Annotated in this window: 6 protein-coding genes and 1 pseudogene; 4 read left to right on the top strand and 3 right to left on the bottom strand. The window is 60.9% G+C overall.

Going from position 1 to position 10733, the window contains the following annotated elements; all coding sequences use genetic code 11:
- Window positions 1–11 precede the first annotated feature (11 nt).
- Window positions 12–80, top strand: a pseudogene (locus AC25BC_RS09805) (integrase catalytic region); the annotation flags it as partial.
- Between the two features lie 68 nt (window positions 81–148).
- Here AC25BC_RS09805 and AC25BC_RS09800 read toward each other — a convergent pair.
- The 3 genes from AC25BC_RS09800 to AC25BC_RS09790 form a co-directional block, all read right to left on the bottom strand.
- Window positions 149–1174: an ABC transporter permease gene (locus tag AC25BC_RS09800; RefSeq protein ID WP_012757476.1), complete on the bottom strand. Its 1026-nt coding sequence runs from the start codon at window positions 1172–1174 to the stop codon at window positions 149–151.
- A gap of 41 nt (window positions 1175–1215) precedes the next feature.
- Window positions 1216–2757, bottom strand: coding sequence for a sugar ABC transporter ATP-binding protein (locus AC25BC_RS09795; protein ID WP_012757475.1), 1542 nt, complete (start codon window positions 2755–2757; stop codon window positions 1216–1218).
- An 81-nt stretch (window positions 2758–2838) separates the two neighbouring features.
- Window positions 2839–3801 carry a sugar-binding protein gene (locus AC25BC_RS09790; protein WP_012757474.1) on the bottom strand — a complete coding sequence of 321 codons (963 nt, stop codon included), beginning with the start codon at window positions 3799–3801 and terminating at the stop codon, window positions 2839–2841.
- 347 nt (window positions 3802–4148) lie between these two features.
- On the opposite strand from AC25BC_RS09790, the gene AC25BC_RS09785 reads away from it, so the two are divergent.
- From AC25BC_RS09785 to AC25BC_RS09775, 3 genes are all read left to right on the top strand, one after another.
- The gene (locus AC25BC_RS09785; protein WP_041935526.1) at window positions 4149–5243 is read left to right on the top strand and encodes a LacI family DNA-binding transcriptional regulator; all 1095 of its coding nucleotides are present in this window, start codon (window positions 4149–4151) and stop codon (window positions 5241–5243) included.
- 319 nt (window positions 5244–5562) lie between these two features.
- The gene (gene ilvB, locus AC25BC_RS09780; RefSeq protein ID WP_113545077.1) at window positions 5563–7269 is read left to right on the top strand and encodes a biosynthetic-type acetolactate synthase large subunit; all 1707 of its coding nucleotides are present in this window, start codon (window positions 5563–5565) and stop codon (window positions 7267–7269) included.
- Window positions 7270–7473: 204 nt separating this feature from the next.
- Window positions 7474–10716, top strand: coding sequence for an adenylate/guanylate cyclase domain-containing protein (locus AC25BC_RS09775; RefSeq protein WP_012757471.1), 3243 nt, complete (start codon window positions 7474–7476; stop codon window positions 10714–10716).
- Window positions 10717–10733: the final 17 nt, after the last annotated feature.

Genomic DNA, 10733 nt, shown 5'->3' with positions numbered 1-10733 from the left:
AGGAACGAGACATGAAGCGCACCTACTCCCAGATCGATATGGATGAACGCCGCAAGATCGCTCGTTGGCGAATGGCCGGATGCTGCCCTCCTGAAACGGATTGTCTCAACGGGGCAAGATCACGACACGCATGGCCCCATCCACTGACCTAGTCCTGATTGGCAACCACTGGCAAACTGCCTTCGTTCGAAAGACGGGTTTCGGTCTGCCGGGCGGCAAAGACGAGGCGGCGCTTTGCGCGGATCGCGTGCCATTGTTGGTCGATCAGGACGCCGATGAGGATCACGCCACCCATGACAGCGAAATTCAACGACGAGGGAATACCAAGTAGGTTGACGAGATTCTGCAACTCCTGGAGCAGGACCGTCCCCAGCACGACGCCGACGATCGACCCCTCGCCGCCGCGGAGCGAAAAGCCGCCGAGTACGGCAGCGGCAATCGCGTAGAGTTCGTAGAACTGGCCATGGCTCGCCGGCGAGATCGAGCGCGTGTACATGGCGAAATAAATCGCCGAAAGCGCCGTCAGCAGCCCGCAGATGACATAGGCCGACATGATCATGCGGCCGGTACGGATACCGGAATAGCGGGCTGCCTCCTCGTTCTTCCCGATCGCGTAAAGATAACGCCCGAAGACAGAGCGATGCAGCATGATCCACATGACCACGGCAATGATGACGAGTGCGATGAAGGTGTTGGGAACGCCGTAAAACCGTCCGGCGGTCAGGAATTCGAGGTCTGGGAAATTTTGGCCGAAAGCAAAGCCCGCCGTTCCGTCGGCCGTGTAGAAGCGCGCTGCCCCACGATAAATCAGGAGGCCGCAGAGGGTGACGACGAAGGGCTGCAGGTTGAGCCGGGTGATCAGCCAGCCGTGGACGGCGCCTATGACCGCGCCGAGTGCGAGAATGAACGGCAGCGCCAGCATCCATGACATATCCTGGACCGCGATGAAATCGACGAACAGCACACCGAGAAGCGCAACGAGCGAGCCCACGGAAAGCTCGATACCGCCTGTAATGATGACAAAGGCCTGGCCGATCGACAGGATGCCGAACAGGCCGATCAAGTTGGCGGTGTTGGCCAGGTTGATCGGTAGGAGGAAGCGCGGGTTGATGATGGCGACGACGATGCCGACGACGACGATCAAAAGCAGCAGTCCGAGATCTTTTTTGATCATTCGAGATCCATCCCCCGATACTTATTTATGGGCCGCAGCCGCTATTTTACCCTTTTGCCGACAGCAAGCAAAAGGACACTTTCCTGGCTGATTTCGTCCTCTTCCAATATGCCGGCGATCTGGCCCTCGTGCATGACGGCGATGCGGTCGGAAACGCCGATCACCTCTTCCATGTCGCTGGAGATCATCAGGATGGCGACTCCGGCATCGGCAAGCGCTCGCATCAGGCCGTAGATCTCGTTCTTCGCGCCGATATCGATGCCGCGCGTCGGCTCGTCGAAGATCATCACCTTCGGGCTCATCGACAACCATTTGGCAAGCACCACCTTCTGCTGGTTGCCGCCGGACAGAGTGCCGGTTCGCGTCGAAACCGACGGCGCCTTGATACCGAGGCGAACACGCTGCTTTTCGGCCGCTCCCCTCTCCCGCTCGGCAGAAAGCATGAAGCGGTTGGAGAGCTTGGGGAGATCGGCAAGGGTTATGTTCTGGGCGATCGGGAAATCAAGAAGTATGCCGTTGCGCTTGCGATCCTCCGGTACCAGGAAAATGCCACGAGCGACGGCGTCCCGGGCAGACCTGATCGCAATTTGCCGCCCGTCCTGCAGAATGGCTCCGCCGTAGCTCCGGTCGATGCCGAAGAGTACTTTTGCAAGCTCGGTGCGGCCCGACCCAACGAGCCCTGCAAGCCCCATGATTTCTCCATACCGGATTTCCAGATCAACGGGGCGGGCGGGATAGGCCTCGGTGCGCACGCCGCTTGCCTTCAGCGCGACCGAGCCAGCCGAGCGTTGCGGTTTTGCGGTCCGGGCCGCAAGCACCCGGCCGATCATCAGCTTGACCATCTGGTCGTGGCCGATGTCTTTCTTGGCGAGCGTGCCCACAAGCGTGCCGTCGCGCAGGACTATGACCCGGTCTGCGACGCGCTCAACCTCGTGGAGGCGATGCGAGATGAAAATTACGCTGATGCCATCCGCTTTCAACGATTTGATAATGCTCAGGAGCCGCTCGGTTTCGGCCAGCGGCAGGCTGGACGTGGGTTCGTCGAAGATGACGAGCCTGGCGTTGATGGATAGCGCCTTGGCGATTTCCACCATCTGCTGCTCGGCAAGGGAAAGCGATGCCACGGGTGTGTCGGCGGAAAAATGAGCCCCTACCCGCTTCAAGAGCGGCTTCACCATGTCTCGCAGCCGATCGCGATCGACGAGCTTGAAAGGTCCGGCCTTGAGCGGTTCGCGGCCCAGGAAGATATTGGCAGCAACGTCGAGATTTTCAAAGAGATTGAGTTCTTGGTGCACGAAGGCGATGCCGGATGCGATACTCGATTCCACAGTGAGGAAGCGAAGCTCTGTGCCGTCGAGCAGGATCGTGCCTCGGTCGGGTGCGATCACGCCGCCAAGAATCTTCATCAGGGTCGATTTTCCAGCCCCGTTCTCGCCGACGAGGCCAATGACCTCGCCCGGCATGATGTCGATCGACAGGCCCTCAAGCGCAACGACGCCCGGATAGGTCTTGCCAACGCCGGAAAGCGAAAGGAACGGGGTTGCAAGCGGGTCCGGTGACGGGATGTCAGAGCTGTGGTTCATCGCCTGTCCATGGCAACTAATGCTGTGTCGGCACGACACGTCAGTCGCGGCAGCGGCAAGTGCCGCCGCCGCGAAGGAGGGTTATTTTCCAGACATAGCCTTCAGGCTGGCGGCATACTTGTCAACGTCATCCTTGCCGATGATCACCGTCGGGATGATGATCAAGCCGTTGCTGGGAACGCCTGATTTGTCGCCCTTGAGATAGGCCGCCATCAGCTTCATGCCCTGATAGGCCCACTCGAACGGCTGCTGCACGACGGTCGCTGCGATCGTGCCCTCCTTGACGCCGCCGAGCGTGATCGGATCGTCATCAAAGCCGACGACGGTGATCTGGCCGAGTTTGCCGGCGTCGCGCAGCGCCTCATAGATGCGCGGCGTATTGTAGGAGTAGAAGCCGACCATGCAGGTGACGTCCGGGCTGGCCACCAGCGCGTCTTCGACGTTCTTCTTTGCGCGCGTCTGGTCGATATCGTCACCGCGGACATCCGTCAGCTCGATCTTCGTGCCCTTCAGGCCGTCCTTCATGCCCTGGATGCGTTCCTTGGCATTGTCGGCGCCGAGCAGGCCGACGAAGCCGATGCATTTGCCGCCGTCAGGCATCGCCTTTTTGGCGATCTCGGCGGCCTGCATGCCGGCATCGATATTAGACGAGCCGATATAGGCGACGCGGTTGGTCTGCGGCGCGTCACTATCGGTCGTGAAGAGAGCAGTCTGCGAGCCGATCTTGTTCAAGCCGTCCGTCTGGGTCTTGGGATCGACCGCGGAGACCATCACCCCCTTGACGCCGGCACTGACCAAGTCTTCCATAAGCCGTTGCTGAACGGCGACCGATGCCTGCTCAGGATACTTCAGCTCCATCTGGTAGTCTGGCATCTCGCCCTGCGCCTTCTTCACGCCCGCCTCTGCGGCTTTCCAGAAGTCGGATGCGCCATTGACGACAAATGCAAGTGTCGGCTTGTCGGCAGCATGCGATACGGCAATCGGCGCCGCGCTCAGCATCAACCCGGCGAAAAACAAGGCTGCATTGCGTTTCAGCTGTTTCATAATACACCTCCCGAGGGGCCGCAGTTGCACGGGCCCGTTTCCGATTTACGGCCGGCCGGATGCGCCCCCTCCCAGGGCCGTCGCAAAGCGACGAGTGGCATAGGTTCCGATCGCTCCCTGACGGTATACAAGAATTTTAATTAGTAAATAGTATTATCAATGCAGATCGAAACATTTCATCGCCCAGTGGTCAGGGCTGCAATTTCGTACTGGAAGTTGCCAATAACCGCTGGTGTTGAAGCAATTCATGCAATTGCCAACGCTTTCAGATAGATGCTAATACTATTAGCAGAAAACGACAATCAATCACCCTGCCCCATTATCTGAAGCAGAGACAGTTTCCACGAATGCGAAAACCCAAGACCCAAAAGAGGAATAAGCCTGTGCGTGTGACGATGATGGATATCGCCGCCGCAGCTGGCTGCTCGCAGGCGGCCGTCTCCTTCGTCCTCAACGACACGCCCGGCACCCGTATCTCCCAGCAGACGCGCGATCGCGTATGGGAGGCGGCGCGCGAGCTCGGCTACATGGAGAAGACCTACGCGACGAAGGCCTCTTATTCGGGACTGGACAACGTCATCGGCTTCGCCGTCGATCAGCTCGCCACCAGCCCGGAAGCGATCGTTGCGATCGAAGGCGCGCGGCAAGCCTCCTGGAACGCCGGCAATGTCCTTTTGGTAACCCAGACGCTCAGTGATCCCGTCATGGAGCCGAAGGCAATCGAGGCGTTGACGAGCGGAGGCATATCGGCGCTCATTTATATGACGATCTATACCCGCCAGGTAGAGCTTCCCTCCTATGTCTGCGAGCTCAACATCCCGACGGTCCTGCTGAACTGTTATACGGCCGACCATGCCTTTCCCGCCGTGGTGCCGAGCGAGATCGCCGGAGGGCAGAGCTCCACCCGGCACCTGATCACGCACGGACACCACCGCATCGCGACGATCACCGGCGAAATCTGGATGCAGGCTGCGCAGGACCGGCTGACGGGATATCGCCGCGCCCTGGCGACCGCCGATATACCCTTCGATCCTGAATTGGTCATTGAAGGCGACTGGTCGGCCAGTGCCGGCTATGCCTCCACGATGAAACTGCTTGCTCTGAAAGAGCCGCCCACCGCGATCTTCTGCCAGAACGACCGCACTGCCATCGGGTGCTACGAAGCGCTCAAGGATGCAGGGCTTCGCATTCCCCAGGACATGTCGGTGGTGGGTTATGACGACGAAGAAATTTCACGACATCTCGTACCGCCGCTGACGACTTCGGTCCTTCCACATCTTGCCATGGGGCAATGGGCGATCGAACATCTCAACCCGGAAAGTATACCGGGCAAGCGCTATCCAATCGCGAAGCTCGAATGCTCGCTCGTTAAGCGTCATTCCGTCGCCGCGCCGCGGGCCGAGGCGCGGCAGATCCTCGATGGCGCCCATACCTCGTCATAGAACCTGGGTTCGCGCCGGGCCAGATAGGCTGGCGAACGGATCGCCCCTGCCCTTGCCTCGTCACTGGCTACCCTACCGATCTCAAATATTCTCAACTGCAGATACAATCTACGCAGAGACGTCGTTGACGACGTGTAGATTCGGAGGTAGCTCTATCGCCCATGAAAATCGCAATGGTTCTCGTAGTCGTGATATCGCGCATGGGCAGGACGGTCTGATCGTCCGGCAATAGCCACCCATGCGCCGAAAACAGGTCCCTGACGGGGCCTTTTTTTATGCCCCGTCGCAACTATCACCTCACTCACGACGGAACCCAGATATGACCGGCGAGACAGCCAACTCTTCTCTAAACAACCCCTCTGATCGTCGCATGAACGGCGGCGAGATCGTTCTGCAAGCGCTGCGCGACAACGGTGTCGAACACATTTTCGGCTATCCAGGCGCCGCGGTGCTGCCGATCTATGACGAAATCTTCCAACAGGAGGACATCAAACATTTCCTGGTGCGCCATGAGCAAGGCGCCGGACACGCAGCCGAGGGCTATGCCCGCTCGACGGGAAAAGTCGGCGTCATGCTGGTGACATCAGGACCAGGCGTTACAAATGCGGTCACGGCGCTGCAGGATGCCCTTATGGACTCCGTTCCCCTCGTCTGCCTCGCGGGCCAGGTGCCGACAAGTCTGATCGGCACGGACGCTTTTCAGGAATGCGATACGGTCGGCATCACCCGCCCCTGCACAAAGCACAATTTCCTGGTCCAACACATCGACGATCTGGCCAAAACGATCCATCTGGCTTTCCGGATCGCGGCGGCCGGTCGGCCCGGCCCTGTTCTCGTCGACATGCCAAAGGACGTGCTGTTTGCCAGCGGCATCTACGTCTCACCTGACAAGGTAGGTCCGCTGCCGAGCTACCAGCCGGCAATGCAAGGCGATCAGAACGCGATCCGGTCGGCTGTCGCATTGATGGCCGAAGCCCGACGCCCCATCATCTATACCGGCGGCGGCATCATCAACGCCGGACCGGAGGCATCGCGATTGTTGCGCGAGTTCGTCGACCTAACCGGCTTTCCCGTAACGTCCACCATCATGGGGCTTGGAGCCTACCCCGCTACCGGGCCGAACTGGCTGCGGGTCGCCGGACAGGACGGATCGCATGAAGCCAATATGGCAATTGCCGACTGCGACCTGATGATCGCCATCGGCGCGCGGTTTGACGACCTTGCGATCTCGCGCGTGCATGAGTTTTCGCCTCACTCGAAGAAGATCCAGATCGATATCGATGCCTCGTCGATCAACAAACGCGTTCTTGTCGACATCGGCATTCAGGGCGACGCCGCGCATGTGCTGGCGGACATGATCCATGCCTGGCGGTCGCTTTCCACCGTCCCCGACCAGAAGCGGTTGCGGGCGTGGTGGTTGCAGATCGATCATTGGCGAGCCCACCAGTCGTTTTCCTACGAGCGGCTGGACCATGCAATCATGCCGCAACATGCCCTGGAGCGTCTGCATGCGCTGACAAAGCCGCACGACCCCATCATCGCCACGGAGATCGGTCAGCAGATGTGGGTGGCGCAGTTCTTCGGCTTCGACAAACCCAATCGCTGGATTACGTCAGGTGGATTGGGGGCGATGGGCTTCGGTCTTCCTGCCGCGCTGGGCGCGCAGCTCGCAAATCCTGGGCGCCTTGTCATCGACATTGCCGGCGACGCTTCGGTGCAAACGACGATGAAAGAGCTGTCGACGGCGATACAGCATCAAGCGCCGATCAAGATCTTCATCTTGAGCGATGAGCATCCGGGCATGGCGCGAGAATGGGGTCAAGTGCCGGATGGCAGTGGTCGATCGCGCTCCTATTCGGCCTCACTGCCCGATTTCACCAAGCTCGCGGAAGCCTATGGCGCCGTCGGCCTTCGTTGCGAGAGCCCTACCGAACTCGACGCCAGGATCGAGGAGATGATCGACACGGACCGGCCGGTGCTCCTTCACTGCCGGGTCGCGAGGCTCGCCGGCACCGATCGGCAGTAGCGGCCGGTTCGAACACGCCAAAAGCAAGCCGTGCGATGCTGCAGCCCGCAGATCACCGTTCTCAAGCTACCGAAGCTGTCGCCAGATCCGCCACTTGTTTAGTACTTGCGGGCCTGGGGCAGCAGGTTCATGCTTGTCCCCTGTCTGAGGCCTGCTGGTTGCGGCTGAAATAGCCGTACATCGGGGTTTCGTGAGATGCGTCCGATGGAGTGCAGCGGCTGCGGGTTCGATATTCAGAGCGGTTTTGCTTTCTGTCCGCGATGCGGCGCAAGGCAACCGATCACCTGCGCCGCCTGCGGCAATGCTTGTCAGCCCGATTTTGCCTTCTGCCCCAGCTGTGGCGCGTCGATTTCGGGCAAAGTCCAACCCGCATCGAAGCCGAAGATCGAGGCGCTACCTCAATCAGAGGGCGATGCCGACCGGCGGCCGGTGACCGTGCTCTTTGCCGATCTCTGCGGCTTCACGACTCTGAGCGAGCAGATCGACCCTGAAGTCATGCGGGTACTGCAGAACGAATTGTTCGAAGAGATGACCCAGGCGGTCGAGGCTTATGGCGGCTTCGTCGACAAGTTCGTCGGCGATGCGCTGCTGGCGCTGTTCGGCGCGCCGGTCGCTCATGAGGACGATCCGGTCCGGGCGCTCGGGGCCGCACTCGATATGATCGGTCGGGCCACTGAGGTCGGCGAGCGCTGGCACGCCCGCGCCGGCGTGCCGCTCCGCCTGCATATCGGTATCAATAGCGGTCCCGTCGTCACCGGCGGCTTCGGCGCGGTCAGTACAAAATCCTATTCGGTGACCGGCGACACGGTGAACACCGCTCAACGCCTGCAATCCATGGCCGGCGAAAACGATATCCTCGTCGGGCCGCTGACCTATCGCCTCACCCGCCATGCCTTTGCCTTCGACAGTCTTGGCGCGCAGACCTTGCGGGGTAAAAGCGGCAACGTCCTTGTCCACCGGCTGACAGGGCTGTCGGAAGCGCCGCATACGGCGCGCGGGCTCGAAAGTCTCGGCCTTCAGGCACCGATGATCGGACGGGATACGGAAATGTCGCGGTTGCTGACATGCCTCGACCTTGCCTGCGGCGGTGCGGCGCAGCTTGTCCGGCTGATCGGCGAAGCCGGCATCGGCAAGTCTCGGCTGGTCAACGAATTCGTCGCAATCGCCGGCAATGCCGCTCGTTTCCAGGGCCTCGCCATCCGCAAAGCGACCTGCTCTCCGCTCGGCGAACAATCCTATGGCACGCTCGGCGCGGTCGTGCGTAGCGCCTACGGCATCGGCGAGCGGGACGATCTCGACAGGGCGCGGCAACTGCTGGCAACGGGGTTCCGCGCGCTCGATCTGACGCAGGAGGAGGTCGAGGGACTTTTGCCGCTCTTTCTGCATGTCCTCGGTCTCGGCGATCCCGATGGCGCTTTGCGGTACATCGAGCCGGAGCAGTTGCGGCGGCAGATCTTCTATGGCGTCCGCACCGTCTTCGAGCGGCGGCTGGCGCAAGGTCCCCTGCTGCTTGTCATCGAGGATCTGCACTGGGCGGATGCCGCCTCACTGGAAGTGCTTCGCTTCATGATGGACCGGCTGGAGCGCAGCCGGTTGATGCTGCTGGCGGTCTACCGGCCGACATCGCAGACCGACCCACTGGACTCCAATCGTGTCAGCGTCACCGTGCAGCGTCTTGCACCACTGTTTGCGGCCGACGGGCAGAAGCTGCTTGCTGCGTTTTTCGGCGAGGATCAAGGCAAGTTGCCGGTCACGATGCGCAAGCGTATCCTCGACCGCGCCGGCGGCAATCCGCTTTTCATCGAAGAAATCCTTCGGGCGCTGATCGACATGGGCACGTTGCACAATGACGGCCAGCGCTGGCATGTCGCAGCGGAAGACACGGACGTCGATATCCCGGTGAACCTGCAAGCCCTGTTGCTTGCCCGCGTCGATCGTCTGCCGCAGGACATCAGACGGCTGGCGCAAGAGGCGGCGGTGGTCGGCCCGAAGTTCGATACCGCCCTGCTCCGCACCATCGCCACCGACCCAGCCGCCATCGATGCCGCATTGGATCATCTCTGCGATGCCAATATCATCGAGGAATTGCGCGGGCCCGATGCCGGCGGATCGCCGGGATATCGCTTCAGCCAGACACTGATGCACGACGTCATCTACCATAATCTCCTGCTGCAACGGCGCATGGAGCTTCATCAACGCATCGGCCGGGCTCTGGAACGTCAATATGGCGCAGCGCCCGATCGGCCCGAGCACCTGGCGCAGCTCGGCCATCACTTCAGCCTGACCACCGAAAAGGCCAAAGGGGCCACCTATCTGATGGCGGCGGGTGATCTGGCGCGCAAGGCCTACGCCAATGACGATGCAATGCGCCTCTACCGTCAGGCCCTTGCGGCCTTCGCAAACGAGGCGGAGGTGACACCGGAACAACTGGCGCTCTTGGAGCGCCTTGCCGATCTCTGCGGCCCCGCCGGCCTGCGCGACGCCGCCTTGAACCATTATCAGCGGGCGCTTGCGATCCACCGCACCAAAGACGACCCTATTGCCGCAGCGAGGATATTGCGCAAGGTCGGCCGTTTGCATCTCGATGCAGGACGCCGCGATCAAGCGGAGACATATTTGGCCGAAGCCGAAGCGATAATCGCGACAATCGATGCGCCGGTCGAACGTGCACATGTCCTGCAGGAGCGTGGCCATCTGGCCTTCCGCATGGGGGATCAGGCCGCTGCCGCCGAGTGGGCGACGCAGGCACTTCAATGCCTGCAAACGCTGCCGATCGACGGGACGACCGAGGCCGGACGGGAGACAGCGCGAGCGATGGCGGAGGCGCTGAACACCAAGGGTGCGGCCTTTGCGCGGCTAGGACGTCGCCGCGAGGCCGTGCAGGAAGTGGAGCGCAGCCTCTCGGTCGCCGAAAAAGCCGATCTGCAAAGTGCTGCCTGTCGCGCCTATTCCAATCTCGGCGTTCTCTACACGATTGTTGATCCAGCCAACGCCATCAAGATCTGCCGGCGCGGATTGGAGCTTGCGACCCGTATCGGCGATCTCGGCTTCCAGGCGCGGCTTCTCGCCAACCTCGCAGTTGCCTGCTGCACCTTCACCGATCGCTGCGCCGCTGAGGGTGTACCGGCTGCGGAAAAGGCCGTCGAAATCGACCGGGCGCTCGATCAGCGCGACCATCTCTCCGTGCCGCTGATCGTGCTGGGCCAAATTCATCAATGCCACGGGCAGCCAAAGCTAGCTCGTAAGTATTACGAAGAAGCCCTTGAGGTTGCGAAGGAAATTGATGAACCGCAACTGCTCTTTCCGTGCTATGATGGATTGGCGACACTCAGCCTTGAGCATGACGACATGGACGAGGCGGAACGGTATTTCACGCTGGCACAGGATGTGTGCATCCGCCACAACCTCGATCCAGGCACGCTCGTCGTCCTGCCGTTTCTCGACTGACTTGTCCTCGTTGCAGT

It is taken from the genome of Rhizobium sp. WSM409 (assembly GCF_057653825.1).
This window is presented reverse-complemented; position numbering and strand designations above follow the sequence as displayed.

Coding starts and splice junctions, on each gene's coding strand:
- AC25BC_RS09790 (WP_012757474.1), bottom strand. CDS start 3,801: ATGAAACAGCTGAAACGCAATGCAGCCTTGTTTTTCGCCGGGTTGATG.
- AC25BC_RS09800 (WP_012757476.1), bottom strand. CDS start 1,174: ATGATCAAAAAAGATCTCGGACTGCTGCTTTTGATCGTCGTCGTCGGC.
- AC25BC_RS09775 (WP_012757471.1), top strand. CDS start 7,474: ATGGAGTGCAGCGGCTGCGGGTTCGATATTCAGAGCGGTTTTGCTTTC.
- AC25BC_RS09795 (WP_012757475.1), bottom strand. CDS start 2,757: ATGAACCACAGCTCTGACATCCCGTCACCGGACCCGCTTGCAACCCCG.
- ilvB (WP_113545077.1), top strand. CDS start 5,563: ATGACCGGCGAGACAGCCAACTCTTCTCTAAACAACCCCTCTGATCGT.
- AC25BC_RS09785 (WP_041935526.1), top strand. CDS start 4,149: ATGCGAAAACCCAAGACCCAAAAGAGGAATAAGCCTGTGCGTGTGACG.